Origin of the sequence: Cohnella terricola (assembly GCF_007786475.1) — a bacterium.
GTDB lineage: Bacteria > Bacillota > Bacilli > Paenibacillales > Paenibacillaceae > Cohnella > Cohnella terricola.
In genome coordinates, this window is record NZ_VNJJ01000001.1 from 50467 (window position 1) to 75900 (window position 25434).

Annotated in this window: 23 protein-coding genes; 20 read left to right on the plus strand and 3 right to left on the minus strand. The window is 53.9% G+C overall.

Going from position 1 to position 25434, the window contains the following annotated elements:
* The first annotated feature begins 34 nt into the window (after positions 1-34).
* The 11 genes from thrB (at position 35) to yajC (ending at position 11824) form a co-directional block, all read left to right on the plus strand.
* Positions 35-1054, plus strand: a complete 1020-nt coding sequence (gene thrB / locus FPZ45_RS00230) for a homoserine kinase (RefSeq protein ID WP_144697042.1) — start codon at positions 35-37, stop codon at positions 1052-1054.
* The gene (pheA, locus tag FPZ45_RS00235; protein WP_144697045.1) at positions 1051-1935 is read left to right on the plus strand and encodes a prephenate dehydratase; all 885 of its coding nucleotides are present in this window, start codon (positions 1051-1053) and stop codon (positions 1933-1935) included. Before thrB ends, pheA begins: the two co-directional genes overlap by 4 nt.
* A 182-nt stretch (positions 1936-2117) precedes the next feature.
* Positions 2118-3809: a LysM peptidoglycan-binding domain-containing protein gene (locus tag FPZ45_RS00240; protein WP_144697048.1), complete on the plus strand. Its 1692-nt coding sequence runs from the start codon at positions 2118-2120 to the stop codon at positions 3807-3809.
* 64 nt (positions 3810-3873) lie between these two features.
* Entirely contained in the window at positions 3874-4572 is a 699-nt protein-coding gene (locus FPZ45_RS00245; protein ID WP_144697050.1) for a BofC C-terminal domain-containing protein, read from the plus strand.
* Positions 4573-4929: 357 nt separating this feature from the next.
* The gene (ruvC, locus tag FPZ45_RS00250) at positions 4930-5433 is read left to right on the plus strand and encodes a crossover junction endodeoxyribonuclease RuvC (protein WP_144697053.1); all 504 of its coding nucleotides are present in this window, start codon (positions 4930-4932) and stop codon (positions 5431-5433) included.
* Positions 5430-6053: a Holliday junction branch migration protein RuvA gene (gene ruvA, locus FPZ45_RS00255; RefSeq protein ID WP_144697056.1), complete on the plus strand. Its 624-nt coding sequence runs from the start codon at positions 5430-5432 to the stop codon at positions 6051-6053. The genes ruvC and ruvA overlap by 4 nt, the downstream gene beginning before the upstream one ends.
* A gap of 28 nt (positions 6054-6081) precedes the next feature.
* Complete coding sequence (gene ruvB / locus FPZ45_RS00260; RefSeq protein ID WP_144697059.1) at positions 6082-7092, plus strand: Holliday junction branch migration DNA helicase RuvB; 1011 nt, start codon at positions 6082-6084, stop codon at positions 7090-7092.
* Between the two features lie 39 nt (positions 7093-7131).
* Positions 7132-9267, plus strand: coding sequence for a SpoIID/LytB domain-containing protein (locus tag FPZ45_RS00265; RefSeq protein WP_144697061.1), 2136 nt, complete (start codon positions 7132-7134; stop codon positions 9265-9267).
* On the plus strand, positions 9268-10365 hold the full coding sequence (queA, locus tag FPZ45_RS00270) for a tRNA preQ1(34) S-adenosylmethionine ribosyltransferase-isomerase QueA (protein WP_144697064.1): 1098 nt from the start codon (positions 9268-9270) through the stop codon (positions 10363-10365).
* Positions 10365-11498, plus strand: a complete 1134-nt coding sequence (tgt, locus tag FPZ45_RS00275) for a tRNA guanosine(34) transglycosylase Tgt (RefSeq protein ID WP_144697067.1) — start codon at positions 10365-10367, stop codon at positions 11496-11498. Before queA ends, tgt begins: the two co-directional genes overlap by 1 nt.
* A 17-nt stretch (positions 11499-11515) precedes the next feature.
* Entirely contained in the window at positions 11516-11824 is a 309-nt protein-coding gene (gene yajC, locus FPZ45_RS00280) for a preprotein translocase subunit YajC (RefSeq protein ID WP_144697070.1), read from the plus strand.
* 38 nt (positions 11825-11862) lie between these two features.
* Here yajC and FPZ45_RS00285 read toward each other — a convergent pair whose 3' ends face one another.
* Positions 11863-12714, minus strand: a complete 852-nt coding sequence (locus FPZ45_RS00285; protein WP_144697073.1) for a phosphatase PAP2 family protein — start codon at positions 12712-12714, stop codon at positions 11863-11865.
* A gap of 71 nt (positions 12715-12785) precedes the next feature.
* Complete coding sequence (locus FPZ45_RS00290) at positions 12786-13184, minus strand: TIGR04086 family membrane protein (protein WP_144697076.1); 399 nt, start codon at positions 13182-13184, stop codon at positions 12786-12788.
* A 199-nt stretch (positions 13185-13383) separates the two neighbouring features.
* Between FPZ45_RS00290 and FPZ45_RS00295 the strand changes: the two genes are divergently transcribed.
* Entirely contained in the window at positions 13384-14088 is a 705-nt protein-coding gene (locus FPZ45_RS00295) for a DUF421 domain-containing protein (RefSeq protein WP_144697079.1), read from the plus strand.
* A gap of 4 nt (positions 14089-14092) precedes the next feature.
* On the opposite strand, the gene spoVB is transcribed toward FPZ45_RS00295, so the two are convergent.
* Positions 14093-15625 (minus strand): stage V sporulation protein B, encoded by a 1533-nt coding sequence (gene spoVB / locus FPZ45_RS00300; protein WP_144697082.1) that lies wholly within the window; start codon positions 15623-15625, stop codon positions 14093-14095.
* Positions 15626-15749: 124 nt separating this feature from the next.
* Between spoVB and FPZ45_RS25155 the strand changes: the two genes are divergently transcribed.
* The 8 genes from FPZ45_RS25155 to dtd all read left to right on the plus strand — a co-directional run bounded on the left by FPZ45_RS25155 (position 15750) and on the right by dtd (position 25394).
* Positions 15750-16130 carry a post-transcriptional regulator gene (locus FPZ45_RS25155; RefSeq protein ID WP_342780010.1) on the plus strand — a complete coding sequence of 127 codons (381 nt, stop codon included), beginning with the start codon at positions 15750-15752 and terminating at the stop codon, positions 16128-16130.
* A 107-nt stretch (positions 16131-16237) separates the two neighbouring features.
* Entirely contained in the window at positions 16238-17512 is a 1275-nt protein-coding gene (secD, locus tag FPZ45_RS25630; RefSeq protein ID WP_144697088.1) for a protein translocase subunit SecD, read from the plus strand.
* Positions 17502-18416, plus strand: a complete 915-nt coding sequence (secF, locus tag FPZ45_RS25635; RefSeq protein ID WP_144697091.1) for a protein translocase subunit SecF — start codon at positions 17502-17504, stop codon at positions 18414-18416. The genes secD and secF overlap by 11 nt, the downstream gene beginning before the upstream one ends.
* Before the next feature lie 23 nt (positions 18417-18439).
* Positions 18440-19381: a cation diffusion facilitator family transporter gene (locus tag FPZ45_RS00320; RefSeq protein ID WP_144697094.1), complete on the plus strand. Its 942-nt coding sequence runs from the start codon at positions 18440-18442 to the stop codon at positions 19379-19381.
* A 76-nt stretch (positions 19382-19457) separates the two neighbouring features.
* On the plus strand, positions 19458-21911 hold the full coding sequence (recJ, locus tag FPZ45_RS00325; RefSeq protein WP_186438162.1) for a single-stranded-DNA-specific exonuclease RecJ: 2454 nt from the start codon (positions 19458-19460) through the stop codon (positions 21909-21911).
* 120 nt (positions 21912-22031) lie between these two features.
* The gene (locus FPZ45_RS00330) at positions 22032-22544 is read left to right on the plus strand and encodes an adenine phosphoribosyltransferase (RefSeq protein WP_144697100.1); all 513 of its coding nucleotides are present in this window, start codon (positions 22032-22034) and stop codon (positions 22542-22544) included.
* A 179-nt stretch (positions 22545-22723) separates the two neighbouring features.
* On the plus strand, positions 22724-24916 hold the full coding sequence (locus FPZ45_RS00335) for a RelA/SpoT family protein (RefSeq protein WP_144697103.1): 2193 nt from the start codon (positions 22724-22726) through the stop codon (positions 24914-24916).
* Between the two features lie 31 nt (positions 24917-24947).
* Positions 24948-25394 (plus strand): D-aminoacyl-tRNA deacylase, encoded by a 447-nt coding sequence (gene dtd / locus FPZ45_RS00340; RefSeq protein WP_144697106.1) that lies wholly within the window; start codon positions 24948-24950, stop codon positions 25392-25394.
* Positions 25395-25434 lie beyond the last annotated feature (40 nt).

Below are 25434 nucleotides of genomic sequence, written 5' to 3' on the forward strand. Positions count from 1 at the left end.
TTCCTTTTTCACTCGTCATTAAAGGAGCTTTAATATGCTTGAGCAAATCATAACAGAAGCAAAACCCGCGATCGGCCGCGTCATCGTGAAGGTGCCGGCCAGCACGGCCAATCTTGGCCCGGGATTCGATTCGCTAGGAATGGCCTTATCGTTATTCGCATGGGTTAGCATGGCACCCTCCCAGGAAACCCGAATTACGCTGGTGGGAGACCATCTGGAAGGTGTAGCTACGGACAAAACGAATCTGGTGTACGAGGTCGCGCAATCGGTGTTCCGGAAAGCGGGCGTCGAGATTCCCGAGCTCGATATTGGCATACGCAGCGATATCCCGTTAACGAGGGGACTCGGCAGCAGCGCTTCGGCAATTGTCGGGGCGTTGGCGGCTGCGAACGCGTTAACCGGTAATGCGCTGTCGGATGACGAACTGTTTCAGATGGCGACGGCGCTGGAGAATCATCCGGATAACGTTGGCGCCTCGCTATTCGGGGGAATCGTCGTCGCTGCATGGGATGGCAAGAGAGCGGAATATGTTCGGATCGAACCGCCTAAGGACATGAGTGTGATGGTGGCGATCCCTCAATTTGAATTGTCGACCAAAAAGGCGCGCAACGTACTTCCGGAGCAAATCTCGATGAAGGACGCGGTGTTTAACGTAACCCATAGCTCTTTGTTAACCGCCGCGCTGGCTTCCGGCCGTCTTGATCTGCTTTCACACTCAATGAGAGACCGGCTTCACCAGCCATATCGCGCGGCGCTCGTTCCCGGAATGGAGACGATTCTAAGGGAGGCGACGGAGCACGGAGCGCTTGGCGCGGTGTTATCGGGCGCGGGTCCTACGCTGTTGTTCCTATCCAAATCTAAACAAGCCGGTAGTGGCAAATTGGAAGCGTTCGTGAACAAGGTTATGTCCGCCGAAGGAATTGAAGTCTCGATTCGCTGGCTGGAGATTTGCCTGCATGGACCGCAAGTGCGGTTTATCGGGGAGAACGAGCCGGAGTTCGCGTTATCGTCCCGACAATTGCTGCAATTCGCCGAAGCGGAGGTCAACGTATGAGTAAGCGCAAATCGGTAGCCCTATTGCCACAAGGTACGGTTTCGGACGAAGCGGTTCGTTATCTGTTCCGTGACGAAGACGTGGAGTTTGTATATTGCAAAATGATCGCGGACGTATTCCAATCGACCGCTAACGGAAACACAGATTGGAGCGTTATCCCGATCGAGAATACGATTGACGGTTCCGTCAATCTGCATACCGATTGGCTCGTTCATGAAGTGGACTTGCCGATTCGGGCGGAATGGGTGTACCCTTCTATCCAGAATTTGATCGGATCGGCATCCGAACTTGCTGGCGAGAACGGTCAGTGGGACCCCAGCAAAATTGTGAAGGTCATGAGCCATCCTGTCGCCATGGCGCAATGCCTGCAGTTCATACGCGCTAAGCTGCCGCATGCGGAGCTTGAGACGCTGAGCAGCACCAGCGAAGCCGTCAGAACGGTCAAAGCCAATCCTGCAAAAGGCTGGGTGGCGCTCGGTACTCGTCTAGCGGCGGCGGATATGAAACTCGACGTGCTCGAATCCGGCGTAACCGACCACGACAACAATTACACACGTTTTCTGCTTGTCGGTAATACCCCCTACGAGAATCAAAAGGCGACATCGACGAAGACGAGCGTTCTGATTACGCTGCCCGAGGATTATCCCGGTCTGCTTCATCAAGTGTTGTCCGCGTTCGCGTGGCGCCGAATCAACCTGTCCAAGATCGAATCCCGTCCGACGAAGAAGAAGCTTGGAACCTATTATTTCTATATCGATATCGCGTACACGCTCGACTCGGTGTTATTACCGGGAGCGCTGGCCGAGATCGAGGCGCTCGGCTGTCAGGTGCGATTGCTTGGATCGTATCCGAGTTTGCCTTACGAGGGCGAAAAGAATTGATATTGTTTAATCGTTCCGGCATGCCGAGAGGCTGCCGGTTTTTTTTGCGTGATAAGCAGTTTATCCTTGGTTAGTTGCAATTATGGATGTCAAATGCCCAAGAACTGCATAGGATGTAGGGATTGCGCGAGGGCGTTTGCCCGGTCGTGAGATATGTCATCATCTATTCAGGAGGGAACGGCGTGAAAATCCATATCGTAAAGCAAGGAGACTCGTTGTATTCCATCGCCAAGAAATACGACGTACCGTTGGAGGAAATCATTAAAGCCAATCCGGATATCAGCAATCCCGACATTATCGAGCCGGGAATGAAAGTGAAGATTCCTTCGCATGCAAAAACGCCTCTCGGAGTCATTCATCAACATATCGTCCAGCAGGGAGATACGCTTTGGAAATTGTCCAAAGCGTGGGGGATTCAGCTTGCGGATCTAATCAAGGCCAATCCGCAACTGAAAAACCCGAACGCTCTGTTGACGGGGGAAGTCGTCAACATTCCGAAGACGGATCCGAACCCCGCGGTTCCCGGGCCCGCGATGCATTCTGGCAAAGCCAATACGGGAGTTAAGGCGGAAACCGGCAAAAAGGCGGAAACGGCCGTTATGCCCCAACCTGCACCAATTCCTGCACCAACGCCTGCGCCTCCTCCTGTTACGATTAAGCCCGCGCCTGTTGCGCCGGTTCAAGAAGCAAAGCCGATCTATGGTTTAAAAGTTCATGAGCAAGTGGAGATCGTTCATCAATATCCGGTTCAAGAGGTGCATGAACATCACGTGCATGAACACCATGTACATGAACATCACCACGGTTACGGCATGCCGCTCGTCGGTGCGGAGTCCATGTACCCCGGGCACGGATATAGCGGTTTTGCATCCGAGAATGAAGAGCCATCGGTTGCCGGACAATCCATGTTCCCTGGACACGGCTACGGAATGAATCAGCCGTTCGTAGGAGGAGAATCGACGTTCCCTGAGCACGGCTACGGAATGAATCAGCCGTTCGTAGGAGGAGAATCGACGTTCCCAGGACACGGCTACGGGATGAATCAGCCGCTCGTAGGAGGGGAATCGACGTTCCCCGGACACGGCTACGGGATGAATCAGCCGCTCGTAGGAGGGGAATCGACGTTCCCCGGACACGGCTACGGGATGAATCAGCCGTTCGTAGGAGGGGAATCGACGTTCCCCGGACACGGCTACGGGATGAATCAGCCATTCGTGGGAGGGGAATCGACGTTCCCCGGACACGGCTACGGGATGAATCAGCCATTCGTGGGAGGGGAATCGACGTTCCCTGGACATGGAGGGCCAGCGAATATTGCTCCATTGGGAGGCGAAGTCGCAGGCAAAACGGCGGGCTGCAAAACCTGCGGAGGAAAGACGTCCGCAATGCCGAGTAACGTGATCGCAGGAGTTTCTCCATTCGCCGACGCTTACCCGGGAACGGGGTTTTCCGGCTTAGGCAGTCCGTACTCCATGTCGCCCTATGGCACTAGCCCGTATACCGGATATCCCGGAAGCTATCCAACGGCGGATCAACCTGGTTTTCAACCTGGATATCAACCAGGATACCAACCAGGGTATCAACCGGGGTATCAACCAGGGTATCAACCGGGGGCTTATGGCATGCCCGGAGTAGGCGGCTTCGGGGGGGAACCGGCACCTGGATATCCCGCGTACGGCGGCGGAATGCCTCCGATCCCGTCAATGCCTCCGGTAAGAGAAGACGGATCCGATCTTCGTTCCGACGGGGAAGATGAAGCGCCGGCTAAAACGTCCGCCGCAAAAAAACGCCAAGCCAAGCCGAAAGGCAAGCCGGTTCAAGTACGAGTAAATAAACCAAGACGAAAAGAAAGCACTCCATGGATCAAATGGTAAAATAAGCGCATAACACCGGAATTCCCAGGCAACAATAAAGAAAAAAGCAGGGAAGGGGATTCCGGTGTCACGCTTTCGTGTATTTAAAGAACTGAAGAAGTCGTTAAGAAGAAAACGCCGCCATGTCTGGTCCCTTGGAATAGGCGCGGCAGTGTTCCTACTAGCATCTTTGGCGGGTTCATGGTTGGCTTATCGGGTCATTAAGCAGACTCCATCGGAGGTATTCTTGCCAGCGGAGTCTACCCCGGTATGGATGGACGGCTCCGATCATTCTCCGAAAGCCCCGTCGCGGGAGAAGGCCCTGCATGCGTTAAAAGGGCGCCGCGAGGAAGTAGAGCTTGTCCTTCATCGGACCTATCTTTGTGGGGAAGAAACGCGTCGGCTAGGCAGACTCCCGGCTTCCGAAGCAGAGGAACTGCTAAAGGCGCATCGGGAATGGGACGCGAAACTGGATACGGCCGTAGGAAAATTAACGATGGAAGAGTCTGTCGACGATCTATCTCCGCAATGCCGTCAAACCGCTTATATCGGCATGGACAAAGACGGCAACCTATCCTTGTATGACGGTCCTCCTTGGAAGGAAAAAGTGATCCGCACCTTCTTCCAGCTCGACGTGGACATGCTGGAATCCCGCATGAGCGAGGATCGCGTTCGGGAATTGGCGGAAGGCATTCGCGTGTCGGACAAGGAAGAATACAACAGCGTGCTGTCCACCTTTAACGAGTACGCCAGCTTGAAATCGAACGCCGTGCCTCGGTCTTAAGGGCATCAACAATAATATGCGAGTCCCAAAAAAGTCGATACCGGAGGATGATCCGGGTATCGACTTTTTTTGCACCAATAATTCGGCAGAACCTAACTAAATCGCACGAAATCGCGTTCCCCGCCCCTGCAGTCCGATGAAACCCAACTAATTTGCACGAAATCGCGTTCCTCGCTCCTGCAGTCCGATGAAACCTAACTAAATCGCACGTAATCGTGTCCCCGCCTCTGTAGTCCGATAAAACCCATTTTTTTAACCTTCGCCTGAATTGTGTTCTCCTTCTGTTCTCATGGAGGGGAACATTTGCTATAATAAAATGAATTATGCGAAATGATGCTAGAATCGGGGGATCGCTTCATGAGAGTATTGGGGATCGATCCCGGAATAGCCATTATGGGATTCGGGTTTATCGACAAAGCAGGACACAAGCTGACTCCCGTTCAGTATGGCTGCATCGAAACGGCGGCCGGCACTCCGCAGGAAGTACGATTGAAGCAAATCTATGAATCCGTCTGCAGTTTGCTAGACCAGTATAAGCCGGACACGGTTGCGGTCGAAAAGCTGTTTTTTAACAAAAACGTCACCAACGCGTTCAGCGTCGGACAAGCCCGCGGGGTGTTTATGCTAGCGGCGGCCCAACGCGGCTTGCCGATTGCGGAATATACGCCGATGCAAGTCAAGCAAGCGGTCGTCGGATACGGCGCCGCCGAGAAGAGGCAGGTTCAGGAAATGGTCAAAATGTTGCTCAAGCTATCGACCGTGCCGAAGCCGGACGACGTGGCCGATGCGCTTGCGGTCGCGATCTGCCATGCCCATTCCATGGTACTTAACGAACGAATGAACGGAGTGACGCGATCGTGATCGATTATTTGCGGGGTAAGGTCGCCCACGTTGAAAGTGAATATGTCGTTCTCGACGTCCGCGACATAGGTTATCAGGTATTTACGCCGAATCCTTACGCTCTGGCTCGTTCCGAAGAGTCCGTGCAATTATTTACTTATCACCATGTCCGCGAAGACGCAATGCAGCTCTTCGGCTTCACAACGCGCGACGAGCAAGCTCTCTTCCGCAGGTTGTTGGAAGTATCAGGGATCGGCCCTAAGGTCGCGCTTGGCGTGCTTGCGGGAGGACGTCCCGAGACGGTCGTCGCGGCAATCCAACAAGAGAACCTGACATTCTTGACGAAGCTGCCGGGGATCGGGAAGAAAACGGCGCAAAGAATGATCCTTGATCTAAAGGACAAGCTCGGAACGATAGACAGCAGATGGGCTGTCGCATCGATGATCGATCTTGAAGCTCCGGCAGCCGCAGCCCAAGGACAATCCTCGTCATGGACCGCTGCTCGCGAAGCTTTGACTGGACTAGGATACCGCGAAGCGGAATTGGATAAAGCGTGGACGGCAATGCAAGACGGCTTGACCGGCGAAGAGTCACCGGACGCGCTAATCAAGAAAGCGTTGCAGCAATTGTTCCAGGGATGATCGGGAAGCGGGAGAGGAGGCTGTAACAATGGAAGACGAGCGTATCGTCACCGCGCATCTGATGATGGAAGATCAAGCGGTGGAATACAGCTTGCGCCCTCGCTACTTGGCCGAATATATCGGCCAATCGCAAGTGAAGGACAATATGAAGATCTACATAGAAGCAGCCAAGATGCGGCGCGAGCCGCTGGACCACGTGCTTTTGTACGGTCCGCCCGGACTCGGCAAGACGACGCTGTCCAATATTATTGCCAACGAGCTCGGCGTGCATATCCGAACGACGAGCGGACCGGCGATCGAACGTCCGGGAGACTTGGCGGCCATCCTGTCCAATCTTCAGGAGAACGACGTTCTGTTCATCGACGAGATTCATCGACTGCATCGTACGGTCGAGGAAGTGTTGTATCCCGCGATGGAAGATTTCGCGTTGGATTTCATTATCGGCAAAGGTCCGAGCGCACGATCCGTACGACTGGATCTGCCGAAGTTCACCCTGATCGGGGCGACGACCAGAGCGGGCTTATTGTCGGCTCCGCTAAGAGATCGTTTCGGCGTCGTGAGCCGACTCGAATATTACACAGAAGACGAGTTGGCGTTTATCGTGACGCGCACGGCGGAAATCTTCGGCGTCGGCGTCGTCGGCGAAGCGTCGCGAGAGATCGCAAGACGTTCCAGAGGAACGCCGCGCATCGCCAATCGGCTGCTCAAACGCGTCCGCGACCATGCGCAAGTCAGAGGAGACGGCATGATCACCGAAGAGGTCGCCAGCGATGCCCTGGAACGAATTCAAGTCGATCCGATGGGACTCGACAGCATCGACCACAAAATGCTCCGAGCGATGATCTTGAATTACGGAGGAAGACCGGTCGGCTTGGATACGATCGCAGCGTCGATCGGGGAGGAAAGCCAGACGATCGAAGACGTGTACGAGCCGTATTTGATGCAAATCGGGTTTCTGCAGCGTACCCCCAGGGGGCGAGTCGCCACTTCTGCAGCCTACAAGCATTTAGGGCTGCCTATTCCGGAATCTAAAGGATAATGGACAACCGACGATATCAACGAGACGGAGGTAAAAACGGTGACCAATAAGAGCAACGGCAAGCGGTTCTATTCGCGTCTACTGCTGACTGCCGCGCTTCTAACGGGATTAGCGAGTTCCAGCTTCGCTCCCGTGCCGGCAGCAGCGGCTGTCCGAGTGCCGGACACGATCCGGGCGGCGTTCTTTATCAACCTCGGGGCGAGCAAATACCAGTCGATTACTCCTACGGCTACACTATTTTCCCCGGGAGGCATGAATCTGGCATGGCGCGGTTCTCAGGGTGGTTTGCCCGTGGACGTCGTCCCGGCGGGGCAAGGCGTTCGGTTCGCGATGGACGGGTATCGGGCTCTCGTGCTGGAAACTCCGGATTTTAACGCCGCGCTGACCGCGTTAAAAAAAATACAGGCATCATCGAACGCTGGATCGATCACGCAGCTCGTGAAATCCGGCAAAATCGTATACCAAGTAACGGAAGGGGCCTATTCCAGTGCCGCCGGGGCAAGTGCAGCCGTTACGAAATGGACCAGTGCCGGGGTCGCTTCCGGCGTGCAATCCCTGCTTAGTCCTCGAGTGTTGGGTCCATGGGCCGTCGAATCGGGTCCGTATTTCTCCGCAACGGAAGCGCAATCGGCTGCCGATAGGATTGGCAATGCCGGTTTCGACGCGTTCGTTGCCCTTAAGCCCAAGGACAACGCCATGCAGTATGTCGTACGCATCGGCCAGGAGAAAGACAATTCGACACTAGGGGCTTTACAGCAGTCGGTTGCCGCGGCGGGGGGAGCGAACGTCCGTATTCCCGACGCCGGAGAGACCTATGCGACGATCCGCACGGACTTGACTTATAACGGCAGCGCAAATCAACCGATGACGTTATATGCGATGTCTTCGGGGGCTTCAGGTATTCTTCGCGCCGATCCCGTAGGCACGAGCGGAATCCAACTCATCGAACGCAGCAAAAGAACGTACAGGGGCAGCATGGAAATCAGCGTCCTGAATCAATCGCTGGCGGTCGTGAACGAAGTCGGATTCGAAGAGTATTTGTACTCCGTCGTCGGAGCCGAAGTCGGTCCAAGTTGGCCAATCGAAGCCCAGAAAGCTCAAGCGGTAGCAGCACGCTCCTATGCTCTGTCGTCAGGAACGGGTTTCCAGATCGCGCAGGTCGTGGATACGACGCTGAGCCAAAGCTATTACGGGATCGGATCGGAGAACGACAATTCAACGGCAGGCGTCAACGCGACGGCTGGCGAAGTGTTGACCTACGGCGGTAAAGTTATTAACGCGGTATTCTCCGCCAATGCCGGAGGCATTACTGCTGACGGCACCTCCGAAATCTGGGGAGGCGACAGCTCCTATCTGGCGGCGGCCGTCCTGAGCCCGGACGAAGGGCCTCAGAAAGGGAAATTGGACTGGCACTACATCGCTCTTTCCAACGGACAGACAGGATATATTCGTTCCGATCTAGTTGCGGATAGCGGCCAAGTTCATATGAGCGGAGCGAGGCTGCTCAAAATCGTCGGTGAAGGCGTGGCCGTTCGCGCCAAACCGCAAGCGACGACGGAGGAGCCGCTCGCGAGAGTCGGGACGGGCTCGTTGGTCGTCGAACTCGAACAGGTTCCGGAATATACAGATTACAGCTGGATAGAGGCGCCGAAGACGCCGGATCAACTGCTGACGGCGCTGAATAAACGAGCAAAAACGCCGATAAACGGACCTCTGCTTACATTGGAAGTGTCCAAACGAGGCCCTTCCGGACGCGTGACGGAAGTTAAAGCGAACGGGGTTGCCGTTAACGTCGGAGTCGGAGACAATCTTCGCGGAGCTCTTGGCGGTATTAAGAGCACGTTGTTCTCAATAGAGGAGACGGGACGCTTCACGATCCTTGGAGAGGATGGCAAAAAACGCGAAGTCCCGGCGCAAAGCGGATCGCTCCAAATCATCGGAGGCGACGGCAAAGCGAAGAGACTGACGGATGAGAATCTGTTTATGATGGACGGCAACGGCCAATTGCGCGCGGCGACGTCCGAACCAGGATTTGTCCTGTCGGGCAAAGGCAACGGGCACGGCGTAGGCATGTCCCAATGGGGAGCCAGAGGGCTTGCTGAACAAGGGTATGACTATCAATATATCCTGCAATACTACTACAAGAATGTGTCGATCGAAAAGGATGCCGAATAGATGAACGTTAGCGATTACGATTTTAATTTGCCGGAGTCCTTGATCGCGCAGACTCCATTGCTTGACCGATCCTCATCGCGTTTGCTTGTGCTGGATAAGGAAACCGGCTATATCGAGCATCGCGCTTTTACCGACTTGGCGGAATATTTGCAACCGGGCGACACCCTCGTGCTCAATGATACGAGGGTGCTTCCTGCTCGTTTATTCGGCGTTAAGGCCGATACGGGAGCGAAGGCCGAGCTGTTGCTGCTAAAACGCGTCGACGGAGACCGATGGGAGACATTGGTTAAACCCGGGAAAAAACTGCATAAAGGGGCACGGATCGTATTCGGGTTATCCGATAACGGCAGCGAGCAGGAGGATAAGCTTGTGAATCGCGAGCCGCTGCTGACTGCGATCGTCGAAGAAGAAGGCGATATGGGGGCGCGGATCGTACGTTTCGAGTACGAGGGGATTTTCAACGAACTGCTGGATCGGCTGGGACAGATGCCTCTCCCGCCCTATATCAAGGAACGACTTGCCGACCGGGAGCGTTATCAAACGGTCTATTCCCGCAACGAAGGTTCGGCCGCCGCTCCGACGGCAGGGCTTCATTTCACGGAAGATTTCCTGCAACAATTACAGGAGAGCGGAATTAAGCTCTGTCCGATTACGTTGCATGTCGGTCTTGGCACCTTCCGTCCCGTATCCGCGGACACGATCGAGGAGCATGAGATGCACGCGGAATGGTATTCGATTAGCGAGGAAAGCGCAAAGCTTCTTAACGAGGCCAAGGCAGGCAAAGGAAGAATCGTCGCCGTCGGCACGACTTCCGCAAGAACGCTCGAGACGATCGGGCAGCGTTTCGCAGGCAAACCGATCGAAGCATGCAATGGTTGGACGGATATTTTTATCTTTCCGGGTTACGAATATACGATGGTCGACTCTTTGCTGACGAATTTCCATTTGCCGCGTTCAACGCTTGTCATGCTCGTTAGCGCTCTGGCCGGCCGCGAGCACATTTTGAACGCCTATCGCGAGGCGATCGATAATCAGTATCGGTTTTTCAGCTTCGGAGACGCGATGTTCATTACTTCTATGTCGAAAGGAACTCCCTAATGGCAGTTAAATACGAATTAATCAAAACTTGCGCCCAGACCGGCGCAAGGCTCGGGAGATTGCATACGCCGCACGGCGTGATCGATACTCCGACGTTTATGCCGGTCGGAACGCAAGCTTCCGTCAAAGGTATGAGCCCTGAGGAGCTCAAGACGCTAGGCGCGCAAATCATTCTCAGCAACACTTATCATCTGTTTCTGCGCCCCGGGCACGAACTGGTGAAGGAAGCGGGAGGACTGCACCGTTTCATGAACTGGGACCGTCCGATCTTGACGGACAGCGGCGGTTTTCAAGTGTTCTCCCTGAGCGAAATGCGCAAGATTACGGAAGAAGGGGTGCAGTTCCGTTCTCATATTAACGGAGACAAGCTTTCCCTGACGCCAGAGAGCGCGACGCAAGTACAGAATGCGCTCGGAGCCGATATCATCATGGCGTTCGACGAGTGTCCTCCGTACCCGGCCGAGTATGAATACGTAAAGCAATCAACGGAGAGGACGAGCCGCTGGGCCGAAAGATGCCTTAAAGCTCATAGCCGGTCTCACGATCAAGCGCTGTTCGGTATCGTCCAAGGGGGCATGCACGCGGATTTGCGCAAACAAAGCGCGCTCGATTTGACTTCCCTTGATTTTCCGGGGTATGCTATGGGTGGACTGAGCGTAGGCGAGCCTAAGCATTTCATGTACGAAATGTTGGAAGAGACCATCCCTTATCTACCTGGCAATAAGCCTCGTTACTTAATGGGGGTCGGCTCACCGGATGCGCTGATCGAGGGAAGCATCCGCGGAGTGGACATGTTCGACTGCGTGCTGCCGACCCGGATTGCCCGCAACGGTACGCTGATGACGAGCCAGGGACGGATGGTTGTTCGCAACGCCAAGTACACGAACGATTTCGGTCCAATGGATCCGGAATGCTCCTGTTATGCATGCCGTAACTATTCCCGCGCATATATTCGGCACCTGATTAAAGCGGACGAGATGTTCGGTCTCCGCCTGACGACCATACATAACTTACATTTCCTTGTAAATCTAATGGTTCAGGTTCGCGAAGCGATTCGGGAAGATAGGCTTGGAACTTTCCGCGAGGAATTTTTCGAGAAGTACGGAATGGCTGACAACGAAAGCGGCTTTTAAGAGGGGAGGGAAAACAAATGTGGCTGGCTGAACCAAGCGGCGGGAGTAACATTATCTACACATTGGCGCCTTTTATTTTGATGTTCGCCATTTTTTATTTCCTGCTGATTCGTCCGCAACAAAAGAAGCAAAAGCAACGCGGAGCGATGCTGAACGCTTTGAAAAAAGGAGATAAAGTGGTGACGGTCGGGGGCTTGCACGGCACGATCTCGGAAATCACCGACGACACAGTCGTCATTAAAGTGAACGATGTTACGAAGCTTACGTTCGACCGTTCTTCCGTGAATAATGTCTCCGCTCGCTCTACGGAGTCGGAGAAAGCATAATCAAGCTTATCCAGCAAAAAAGCCTTCTCGCCAGGACTCTACTCCATGGCGGGAAGGCTTTTTTTGTCGCGGTTACGAAGGAGCAATCTCGAATGCGATCTATTCTCCGCCCATGCGCCTGCTCTGAGGCCGACATAAGCGGACAGAATGGCGAGCGCAACTCCAGCCACCATATCGGTGAACCAGTGAATCCCTAGATAGAATATGGAGAACACGATGACGCCGGCATTAATCCAGTTAAACACCGCCCAGCGGCGAATGCCCGACTTGCTGGCCAGTAATGCGAGCGTAACGGAAATCGACGTATGCAGGCTAGGAAAGCAATTATCCAAGCCAGACAGCGACCGATATTCCTGTTCGAAGGTCGGGAATACGTCCAGCATCAGAAAGTGGACTTGAGAGTGCGCAAACCATACTTCGTTAACCGGAACGAACAAATAAAAAGGAACGGCGACGAAATAATTGACCAAGATCGCGATACAAAAAGCGTAGTACATTTTCATGTTGCCCCGTTGCGTGTAGATGCCGACGGAAGCGATCATGGCTGATTGGAACAGGACGAGATAGAAGACTGCGCACACGGCTGTTAACAGATCGGAATGAATGTTGTCCTGCAGCCATACGTGCCAGTTCCCTTCCCACCCGGTAAGAGGAGAGGTGAGGTCGTAGGTGATGCCGATCCATTTCTCTAATCGGAGCTCGTTTTTGTTCACAAGCATAATGGCTATAACAGAAATAAAGAAAAGCAAATACTTTCGGGAAACGACCAAAGACTTGACGAATGCCCATGCTGCCGCGAAAGGCTGGCGCCCCGTTCCGAACACGATCAGAACGACAACTGCGATGAGCGTTGAGTAAGCCACAGTCGACATGTTGTGAAATAAAACCATGACTTGCCTCCCAATTGATTCCAGTAAATCTGACTCCTATTATTATAGCACAATATTGGAACTTTATCTCTTCACCGCGAACTCGATCCGGTGTTCACGCCAAGCATTCCTCCAAGAGCTCCTGCGAGACAAGTCACGAGCAATAAAATCGGAACGGCGCTCGTCCAGCCCGCATCGGTGGCGAGGAAGCTGATCGTCAGAAGCAGCACCGCATAGAATAAGCCGTTGGCGAGCCCGAAATACCATCCGCGTCTTCCCGAACGTCTGGCGGATACGAAGCCGCCGGCAAGCGCCGCGAAGCCGTGCACGCCGAACACCCATGTCTGCAGATTGGATTCTTTGAAAGATGAACCTGTCAGTAGAACGGACAATAAGATGGCTCCAATCGCCAGCCATATTCCGGACCAGTAAATGCCGGAAGCGACTGGCGACGCGTTGCGCAAGCCGAAAAGGCGAGTAAACAGATGCAAGGATCATCACTCCTTGTGGAAATAGGATTTGTAACAGCTTATGGCAATTCAAGGAAACCTAGTACAGGCTAACCGTCATTCCCATATTTTCTGCGGCAGCGATCGGAATGAGCGCCCGAGAGATCGGTGACACTATATGTCCGGGCCACCATTATTCGGTCGGATGCACGCCACCCGGTCAAAGCGCGGAGGGATTTGCATGGAAATGACGGCTATTTTGCTTCGAACGACTTTCATGTATTTTTTCGTATTTCTGATCTTGCGGCTGATGGGCAAACGCGAGATCGGCAAGCTTTCGGTATTCGACCTAGTCATTTCGATCATGATTGCGGAGATCGCCGTCATCGTTATCGAAACGACTGAAAAATCCCTTTTGTCGGCGGTGTCGCCGATCCTTCTCCTAGTTCTCATTCAAATCGGCTTCGCCTTTCTATCGCTCAAAAGTCGTAAGATACGCATGCTTCTAGACGGCAAGCCGAGCGTACTTATACGCGACGGGCACCTCAATCGCAAGGAAATGCTTAAGCAGAGATATAATCTTGACGATCTGTTGCTCCAATTGCGGGAAAAGCAGGTCGCCGCGGTCGAGGACGTGGAGTTAGCCGTGCTCGAGTCCACCGGCAAGCTTTCGGTTATCACGAAGAAGACGGACGGGCGAGAAGCGCAAGGAGAATCTCGACCGTCGTCTTCAGATAAATCCGAACAGGGGCCGGTCATTCGCTATGAAGTGCTTCCGATGCCTCTGATCATGGATGGGATTGTGCAAGACGAGAACTTGGAGAAGCTGGGAAAAACGCGATTTTGGCTCAAAAACGAGCTGCAAAAATTCGACGTGGATAACTTCAAACAGGTATTTTTGTGCAGCATTGATCATAAGGGCAAACTATACGTGGATAAAAAATAACGGATTATGAAGAAGGTTTTCTAGGGAAAAATCGCCCGATGAGCGGTATTCGGGCCGCATCGTTACGATCGACCAACTTCAGCATAACGATCAGAACTATGTATACGAGGATGGCGATGAAGCCGGAAACGGCCAGGTTCAAGCTGCTTTGGCCGAACGGATCATAATTCCATATTCGTAAGGCAGCCGCGCTCATGACGACCATAGCCAGGGTTACCTTAAGAAAGTCGAGCGGCTGCATTCTGAAGCCGGTCAGCTTGGCTACGCTGATCCAATGAAGCAAGGTGACAAGCATCATATTAACGCTGATGGCGATTACAGCTCCGACGATGCCGAATCTAGGATCGGAGGCCAGTTCGACGATCAAGAGCAGTTTGACGGCCGCTCCGGCGAACGTGTTAAACAACGCCGTTCCTGGCCGGTTAAGCGCTTGAAGCGCCGCCTGCAGCGGAGCCTGCATATAGAGGAAAATGGCCAGAGGGGCCATCCACCGCAGCATGTCTGCCATTGAATCGTTGCCATACAGAAGCGTGCATAAAGGGCTTGCGAGCAGCCCCATCAGCACGACGAACGGGGCACCCGTCATGACGGCCAGCTTCATCGACTGATGAAGCCTGACGTGAATCGTTGTCCAATCTTCGCGCGACGCTGCTTCAGATAGCGAGGGGACGAGGGATACCGCCAATGAGTAGGTGAGCGCCCCCGGCAGAAGTAGAAGCGGGATGACCATGCCTTGCAAGGCGCCGTATTGCGCCGTGGCTCCCGCGGCGGCAACGCCCGCAAACGTCAAACTTCTGACGGTAAGAATGGACTCAAGCAAATAGGAAAGAGATCCGATCATTTTGCTCCCCGTAACCGGAACTGCGGTATGCAGCAACTCCCTCGCATAACCTTTTTTTCTCGCCGATCCGGCAGATTCGGCTTCGGCGGGTTTGCGGCGATCCCGGACGAATTGAAACCAGAGAACGAGCAAACCCGCGAGCTCGCCCGCGACCATCCCGAGAACGCCCCCCGCGGCCGCCATCTCCAAACCGTACGGCAACAACATCCATGCGAACAGCAAGGTGAGCACGATCCGAAATACCGTTTCAGATGTTTGGGACAACGCCGTCGGAATCATATTTTGTTTGCCTTGGAAATATCCGCGCCATACGGAGGATAACGCGGCGAGCGGGAGTACAGGAATCATGGCCAGGAATGCGGAATGAACGCGGGAATCGGTCATGATTCGCGTCGAGATAAAGTCCGACAAAATTAAGCAAGCCGCGGCCGCGGCCAAACTGATCGATAGGGAGATCGTTACCGCGACCTTTAATATTCGGCGACCCGATTCGCGGTCGTTCCTAGAATCCGCTTCGGCGACGAGCTTGGCAACGGCGAGAGGAATTCCTCCGGATATGATCGTGAGAAGCACGATCATGAATGGAAAGACCAATTGTATGAGGCCGACGCCTTCCGCGCCAATCATCCTCGGCAACGCGATGCGGGGAACAAATCCGAGCACCCGGTTCAAAAGCCCAGCGGCCAGCAGGATCATGGCGCCCTGGATGAAAGATTGTTTGCGAGAACTCAATGGGATCCCTCTTCCCTTGAATGGGTTAGTCCATATGTATGCGAGGGTTGTCCGGCTTCATGCTAATCTACCGGCAGGAAAATTGCCCTTGAATATCGAAAGAATTAAGAGCATCATTAAGAACGGCGCTTTTTACGCGTTTACGACAGACCGGGAGGGAACCGCAGTGGAAGAACTTGAAAAAAAATTGCCGAACGATGAAATGGTGGCATCCGATAGCGGATCCTCGCTTTCCGAATTCGAATTGAACGAGACGATTGCCCAGCTATGCCAGAGCAAAGCGGAGGAATTTCGCTTGATCGGATATGAGCAAGTGACCGGACCGGATGTATGGGAGTGCGTAAGCGATAAATATCATAAAAAAGGCACCCCGCCTCTATACGAGGTCGTGAACGACATTTTGTCGTTGAAGGTGACGCAATTCATGAATTTTATTACGCTAAGCATGTACAGGGGCGAAATTCGATAATCGAAATCGACGAAAAAAGCCTTCCTTCGCGAAAGGCTTTTTTGACTTCTTTTTCATCGCGTAGGTATAATAGGAACATTGAGAATTGAAAGGGGACCGCAATAGAGATGAAACGAATTATAGCTTTCGTGCTCGTTGTTCTCGTAAGCTTCGGAATTATGGGGTATTTCACTCCGGGGTTGCTGAACGAAACGAAGCTTGGGCTTGACCTGAAAGGCGGAGTCGAAATTCTGTACGAGGCGCATCCGATTACGGAAGGCGGCACCGTAACGAAGGAAACTCTGAAACAAACTGCCCTGAGCTTGGAAAAGCGCGCGAATAAATCTGGCGTGGCCGAACCCGAAGTCACGACGGAAGGAAATAACAGAATTCGTCTTAAAATTGCGGTTTCGACGGGAACGACCGATAAGGAACGCGACGAAGCGATTCAGAAGATTCGCGATTTGATGAAAAAGCCTGCGGAGCTTACATTCCGCAGCGCAGCCGGATGCGCGGACGGCTCTTATTGCACGACCGAGCTGTTGGGTTCCGACTTTAAAGAAGGCGCGGCTAAGGTCGAATTCGACAATCTGAACCGCCCTTTGGTTCGGATTGAAGTAAAAGACAAGCAGTTGTTGGCGGATGTATCGAGTAAGCTCGTCCGTAAAAATCTCGCGATCTATTTGGATGAAGATCTAATCTCGGATCCTGAAGTTCAGCAGCCGCTGACGGACGGAACCGCGGTCATCAGCGGTCAACGTACGAGGGCGGACGCTCAGAATCTGGCCGATATTATCAATTTGGGTTCTTTGCCGCTCAAAATTACCGAGAAATATACGCAAAGCGTCGGAGCGACGCTCGGCAAGCAATCCTTGCATGATACGCTGTTCGCCGGGGGCCTTGCTTCCGTACTTATTCTGCTGTTCATGCTTGTGCTCTATCGCATCCCAGGTCTTGTGGCGAGCATCTGCTTGATCGTGTTCGTGTGGGTACTGCTCGGGATCTTCTATTTGATGGGGGCGACGCTTACGCTTCCGGGCATCGCGGCGTTCGTTCTTGGCATCGGGATTGCCGTCGACTCGAACATTATTACGGCCGAACGGATCAAGGACGAGCTTCGCAGCGGCAAGACGATCACTTCGTCGCTTCGCGCCGGAGCCAAGAACAGCTTCCGGACGATTATCGACGCTCACATTACGACGATTATCGCCGGATTCGTCCTCTATTTTATGGGCCACGGCGTGGTCAAGAGCTTCGCGCTCGTCTTGCTGTGGAGTATCGTCATCAACGTGGTGACGAACGTATTTTTGCCGCGTTATCTGCTTTCGCTCCTCATCAAGAGCGGATATTTCAACAAGCCTAAGTTTTACAGCGTGAAGGAGAGTGAAATCAGTGCGCTCTAAGAGATCGTTCGACTTTGTCAAAACCAGCCCATTTTTCCTTTCCATTTCCGCTGTGATATTGCTCATCGGTCTGGTCTTTGTCGGAATTTTCGGCATGAATTACGGCATCGATTTCAGCTCGGGAACGTCGGTCGACGTGACGACCTCCAAAACGCTGGATGAAGCTCAAGTGAAAGAATTTTTAAATAAGCAGCAACTTGGGGATTACACGCTTGCTCCCGGAGAGAAACGGGAATCGATCCGTTTTAAGACGGCGCTCGACGAGAATCAGGAAAAGCAGTTCAAGGCGGATTTCCAAGCCGCGCTTGATCCGAATGCCTCCTTCGAGATCAATATCGTCGACGTCGACATTGCTAAGGAACAGGAAACGAATGCGTTGATCGGGCTGGCCGTGGCCAGCTTGGGCATCATGATCTACGTCAGCATTCGTTTCGAGTGGCGTTTTGCGCTCGGCGCGATCATATCGACCGTATACGATGCCTTGTTCGTTATCTGCATGTTCTCGATCTTCCGTCTGGAGGTTAACCTTCCGTTCATATTGGCGGTACTGACGATCATAGGTTATTCCATCAATGATACGATCGTCATCTTCGACCGAATCCGGGAGAACTTGCGTTTCGCCAAAATCAAATCCCATGCGGATTTGGAACGTCTAGTCAACGATAGTATCTGGCAAACGTTGGCGCGCTCGATCAATACCGTTATTACCGTATTGATCGCCGCCGTCTGCTTGTTCATCTTCGGCGGGGAATCGATTAAGCTGTTCTCGCTCGCGATGATCTTCGGATTGGCCAGCGGTGCGTATTCATCGATCTTCATCGCTAGCCAAATCTGGCTCTTCTTGAAGAAGAAGCAGCCGATCAAGAAAGTCGCGGTTAAACCGCAAAGCGCGAATACGCCTTAAGCATCAGGAAAGGAGTGGCTCTAATGGCTATGGACCATCGCTCCGTCTCTGCGGAACGCGGTACCCTGGTTTCCTTGTGGGGGCTGCTCGGCATGTTTATCGTTAAAGGCTCCGTCGGATGGCTGACGGGGAGCAAAGCGCTGCTAGCGGACGCTTGCCACTCCGCGGCGGATTGTGCGCATACGCTAACCTCCTATCTGGGCATGCGTAAAGCGCGATTGAATCCGAACGCCGCCGGTTCTCCGCGGCAACAGCCGGAAGTCGCGGCGGCGATCGTCTTATCCGCGATCTTGTTCGTTGCGGGTATCGAAATGGGAGTCTCCTCGATCCGCACGGTCGCGAGCGGCGCAGATAAAGCTCCAGGCGTGGGAGCGGTCGTCGTCATTGCCGTCGGAATCGGGGTCAGGGAAGGCCTTGTTAGGTACAGGCGCAATAGCGACAGCCGCTTTGGAATCCGCGGAGATCGGGCGGGGGACAATCGTTCCGATATTTTCGCATCGCTTACAGCTTTGGTTGGAACTTCCGGCGCCGTCGTAGGCGACATGTACGATATGCCGTTCCTGTTCGTGCTCGATCCGGCCGCGGGCCTCGTCATCTCGGTATTCGTTATCCGTATGGGGTATCGCATGACGTCGGGCGTTGTCCGCTCATCCAAACCAAACGGGATGGACGATTCGGATACGCAAACGCTGATCGAAGCGGTGCAGATTATCGACGGCGTCGTTGCTGTAGATGAAGTGAAGGCCAGGGAGCATGGGCACTACGTCATCTTGGACGTCTCCATACGGGTCAACCCGCGAATTAGCGTATTTGAAGGACAGGATGTCGCTCATCGTGTGCGGAGGATCTTGACCAAACGGTTCCTTCACGTCATCGACGTTAACGTCAAAGTGCAGCCTTACGATGCCGGTTATCCTTACAAATCGAATCACCAGCAAGAAGAGCTTTCTTCGCTCTTGCAATAATCGGATGATGATAAGATCCGCCGCCGGCTTGGCGGCGGGTTTTTGTTTGCGTTCGGGGAACGGGAAGGGGTTCTACATGATCAAATCCAAATATAGATGGGTGATGCCCTCGGCAGAGGAACATCTCGTCGCGAAGTTATCCGAGGAACTGCGGATCGACCGATTGTGCGCCGGCGTGCTGGCAGGACGGGGATGGACATCATTAGAGGAAACGGCGTCGTTTCTCAAGCCGGATGCTGATCGCTTGACGGATCCATTCGAGATGAAAGGGATGGCCGCGGCTGTAGATCGGATTCGCCACGCGTTGCGGGAAGGCGAGAAGATTCGCGTGTACGGCGATTACGACGCCGATGGCGTCACGTCGACGGCGCTTATGGTCCGACTATTGACGTCGCTCGGCGCAAATTACGATACCTATATTCCCCATCGGAGCCGGGAAGGATATGGGCTTAATCTTGCCGCGATCGACTTGGCCGCGGAAGCGGGGGTGCGGCTTCTAGTTACGGTGGACAACGGGATTAGCGCGGTCGAGCAGATCGCCTATGCGTCGAGGCTTGGCATCGATGTGGTCGTAACCGATCACCACGAACCTCCCGAAACGCTGCCGGAAGCGATCGCGCTCGTTAATCCGAAGCAAAAAGATTGCCCTTATCCTTTTAAGGGACTGTGCGGCGCGGGCGTCGTGTTTAAGCTGGCGCATGCGATGCTCGGGCGTTCCGTACTGGAATATGCGGACCTGGCCGCGATCGGGACGATCGCGGACTTAATGCCGCTGACCGGAGAGAACCGGATCATTGCGCGGCTGGGTCTGGAACAGCTCAGGAGCCGACCGATCGCGGGAATCAGGGCGTTGACCAAGGCGTCGGGAATAAAGCCGGAAGATTTGACTAGCGGACGGATCGCCTTCTCTCTTGCTCCTAGATTAAACGCAGGCGGTCGGCTCGAGCATGCGGATAGCGCGCTTCGGCTTCTTACGGCGGCCACGGACGAAGAAGCGGATGTCTATGCGGCGGAACTGGATCGGCTGAATGGGGAGAGGCAAGCTCTTGTCGAGCAAACTTTCGAAGAAGCGGATGGATTATGGAGGAGCATGCGAGAAACCGACGGGTTTGTCGCCAGGCATGCGATCGTACTGGCGAAAGAAGGCTGGAACGCGGGAATCGCCGGATTGGTCGCCTCCAGATTCGTGGAAAAGTATTATCTCCCCGCTGTTATTCTAGCGACGGATGCGGGGACCGGTTTGTGCAAAGGCTCCGCACGCTCGATCGACGGCTTCGATTTGTATGCCGCGCTGACCGAATGCGCGGAATGGATGGAGCATTTCGGAGGGCATCAAGCGGCGGCGGGGCTGACCATGAAGCGGGTTCACGTCGCCGAGCTTGCCGCCCGCCTCGACCGGATCGCTCAGGATCGAATAAGTCAGGACGATTGGCAGCCGAAGAGACGCATCGATCTTAGCGTCTCGCTGTCAGACGTTACGCTTAATGCGGTAGACCAGCTCGCGCGGCTCGAACCGTTCGGAAGCGGTAATCCGACGCCCCGGATCGCTATTGGCAATTTACGAATAAGAGACAGCCGGACGATGGGCAAAGAGAGCAAACATCTGCGCTTGACCGTCGAGCAGTCCGGGACGTCGATCGAAGTCGTAGCGTTCGGGATGGGAGCGCATTGCGACCGACTTCCACCGGGAATGCGAATCGATCTGCTTGGGGAACTGACAGTGAACGAGTGGAACGGCAACCGCAAAGCGCAAGTGATGTTCCAGGACTATCGCTCGGAAGATTTGCTATTCAAAGATCGACGTCACGAAAAGGACCCCTTAGCGGCGTTGGATCTGCTCGTTAGCGAAGGGGCGTCGGACCTAGTTGTCGTATGCGCGTCCCAGACGGGGTACAGGGAGGCCATGCATAGATTCGGCACGACGGGGGTGCCGATCGGGTTGTATTCCGATATGGAAGATGATCCGTTAACGAATGCCGAGACAGCTGCTGCGGCCGAGCGGGATCCGGCAACGGCTTCCGCATCCGAACAGGAACGCAGTCATCTGGTGCTGATCGGGTTGCCCGATGATGAGCAGGGATTACGAAGCTTAAAAGCGTGGCTGCTTCCGGAACGTGGTCTGGAACTCGTCACCGTTCTCCCGGATCGGACCTCGGAAACTTTCAAAGACGAAAAACAGCTTTTATTTCCCGATCGCAAGCATTTTGCCGAAGTGTACTCGATGTGCTTAAAGCGCGGAGAATGGCTCGACAATCCCGACGGTTTCCAGCAAGAGACCGCGTTGCAGACAGGCTGGCCGCTCGCGACGGTTCGGATGATGCACGAGGTATTCGCCGAGCTTGGGTTCATTGCCGCGTCCGGCGCCTCGCGGAAAGTGGTCAATAACCCGACTCGAAAGCCGTTGGAAGAGTCGGCCCGTTACCGCAAAGCCCGCGAGATTCACGAAGCGAAACGGCTGCCCGTGCTGTCGACGGACGAGTTGCATCGATGGCTGCAATCCTGCCATAACGCGAAGCCGCAGAATGCATGATCATGCCGTTCCCTGCATGCTCGATTTCCAAGCTAGCCAAAGACCGATCAAAAAGTGTATAATGCTTTTCGTGACCGAGAACGCTCAGGTTCATCCTTATGAAGGAGTATGATGATAGCCGTGAATTTTAAAGACTACATTCGGGTTATTCCCGATTTTCCGCAACCGGGCATCCGGTTTAAGGATATTACAACATTGCTGAAGGACGGCCCGGCATATCGTGCTGCCATTGACGCGCTTAAAGAACTCGTGAAAGATAAAGAAATCGATCTGATCGCCGGACCCGAAGCCCGCGGTTTCGTGATAGGCGCTCCGCTCGCGCTTGCGCTCGGCGTCGGTTTCGTGCCGATCCGCAAAAGCGGGAAGCTGCCAGGAGAGACTGTAGAGGCGGCTTACGATCTGGAATACGGCAAAGACCGTCTCGCCATTCACAGCGACTCGATCACACCCGGACAAAAAATTCTAATCGCCGACGATCTGCTCGCCACTGGCGGAACGATCGCGACGTCGATCGATTTGATTCACCAGCTCGGGGGAGAGATCGTGGGCGCTGCGTTCTTGATCGAGTTGAGTTATTTGAGCGGACGCGACAAGCTGCAAGGCATCGACGTCGCTTCGCTTATGACGTACTGATCGAACTTCTTGATGAAAAGACATCCGATAATCCGACGGTTATCGGTATGTCTTTTTTTGTTGTTGGCCTTCCGCGACAATCCGCCAAGGTTGACGATTCCCGCCGCGAAGAGGCATAATGATAGCAATAACTTCAGGGGAAAATTCCGGCGTAAGGCGCCGGCGGAAAGGAATTCGGCATGGGCATGGAGCTGCTTCTCGAGAAAGCATCTACGTATATGAAGGAACAAGATTTGCAGAAGATTCGGGACGCTTACGAATTTGCCGAAGAAGCGCATCGCGGTCAAGTTCGCAAATCGGGCGAGCCCTATATTTTACATCCCGTGGCCGTTGCTGAAATATGCATGGGGATGCAGATGGACGTCGTCACGGTGATGGCGGCGCTGCTGCATGACGTTGTCGAAGATACGAACGTGACGCTCGACGACTTGCGCGAACGGTTCGGAGAGACGCTTGCCGGGCTTGTCGACGGGTTGACCAAACTCGAACGGATCCAGTTTCAATCGAAGGAAGAACAACAGAACGAGAATTATCGCAAAATGTTCGTGGCAATGGCCAACGATATACGCGTGATTTTGATTAAATTGGCCGACCGTCTCCATAATATGCGCACGCTCAAGTTCCAATCGGAAGAAAGCCAAAGGCGCATCGCGCACGAAACGTTGGAGATTTTCTGTCCGATCGCCCACCGGCTCGGGATCAGCGCAATCAAATGGGAGATGGAGGATATCGCCCTTCGATTCCTGAACCCGCAGCAATATTACCGGATCGCGCATCTGATGAAGATGAAGCGGACCGAGCGCGAGCAGCATATCGCCGAACTGATCGAGAAAATCCGCGAGAAGCTCGAGGAGATGGGCATCCAGGGCGATATTTCGGGACGTCCGAAACATATCTACAGCATCTACAAAAAGATGATGTCCCGCAACAAGCAATTCAACGAAATCTACGATTTGCTTGCGATTCGGATATTGGTAGACAACGTGAAGGACTGTTATGCCACGCTTGGCATTATCCATACGTTGTGGAAACCGATGCCGGGACGTTTCAAAGACTATATCGCTATGCCGAAAGCGAATATGTATCAATCTTTGCATACGACGATCGTGGGATCTACGGGCGAGCCTACGGAGGTACAGATACGGACATGGGAGATGCACCGTACGAGCGAGATCGGCATCGCCGCCCACTGGGCGTATAAAGACGGCAATTCGGCGGGAGTCGTGCCGGGCAGCTTCGGGGATAAGATGAATTGGTTCCGCGAAATCATCGAGCTGCAGCAAGAAACGCGCGATGCGGCGGAGTTCATGGAATCGCTGAAAATGGACTTTTTCACCGATCTCGTGTTCGTGTTCACGCCGAAAGGGGAAGTGTTCGAACTTCCGGCCGGATCCGTTCCGCTAGACTTCGCTTATCGCGTCCATACCGAGGTCGGGAACCGAACGATCGGAGCCAAAGTGAACGGGCGTATCGTTCCGCTTGACCATAAGCTGAAAACCGGAGATATTGTCGAAATATTAACATCCAAGCACTCCTACGGTCCTAGCCAGGACTGGCTTAAGGTCGCACAATCGTCCCATACGAGAAGCAAAATCCGTCAATGGTTCAAGAAAGAGAAACGTGAAGAAAGTGTCGAAAAAGGTCGTGAGCTGCTTGAACGGGAATTGAAGCGGCTGGGCCTCGAGACTCATGAGTGGATGTCGGACGACAAGCTGCTGGACGCGGCGAAGAAATTCACGTTTAACGACGTGGAGGACATGCTGTCGGCGATTGGCTTTGGCGGCATTACGGCGGCTCAGATCTGCACAAAGCTGACGGAGAAGCTGCGTAAAGAGACGGAAGAAGCGCAGCAAATCCAGCTCACGACGGAAGTCAAGGAGATGAAGGCGCCGGCTTCAGCTACAGAGAAGAAGCGTCCTACACACGGAGTCAGCGTGAAGGGCGTGGATAATCTGCTAGTCCGGTTCGCGCGTTGCTGCAATCCCGTCCCGGGAGACGATATTATCGGTTATATTACGCGTGGCCGCGGCGTGTCGGTGCACCGAACCGACTGTCCGAATATCCCGACTGGGGAAGACGGGGAAGAAGCGGCGCGCGTCATCGAGGTCGAGTGGGAAAACTCGGTGGAGGCCAATTACAGCGTCGAGATCGAAATTCTCGGCCATGATCGCCGCGGGTTGCTCAACGAGGTGCTCCAAGCGGTCTCGGAGAGCAAGACGAACATTTCCGCCGTTTCCGGACGTTCCGACAAGAACAAGTTGGCGATTATGCATATGACGATTTTGATCCGCAATAAGGATCATCTCCAGTCGGTCGTGGATAAGATCAAGCGTGTCAAAGATATTTTTTCCGTGCAGCGGAATATGCAATAGAACCGTTGGTTTATGATGGGAGAAGCAGAACATGAAAGTAGTCGTGCAACGGGCGTCCGAAGCCCGGGTGACCGTGGACGACAGCGTCGTCGGCGAGATCGGCAAGGGATTGATGCTGCTGGTTGGCGTCGGTCAGGAGGATACGGAGCAGGATTTGATTTGGATGGCGGACAAGCTGGCGGGTCTCCGAATCTTCGAAGACGAATCGGGTAAGATGAACTTGTCGGTCGAAGATGTGAAGGGCGATATTTTGTCTGTATCCCAGTTTACGTTATTCGGCGATTGCCGTAAGGGCAAGCGGCCGAATTTCATGGGCGCGGCCAGACCGGAGCTTGCCGAAGAACTGTACGAGAAGTTTAACGAACGATTGCGTGGACGGGGATTGCGCGTGGAAACCGGGAAGTTCGGGGCGATGATGGACGTGGCTCTCGTGAACGACGGCCCGGTCACTTTGATCTTGGACAGCCGCAGCGTTTAACGAAGGCGCGTATTGGAAAAACTACATGTCAAAATCCAGC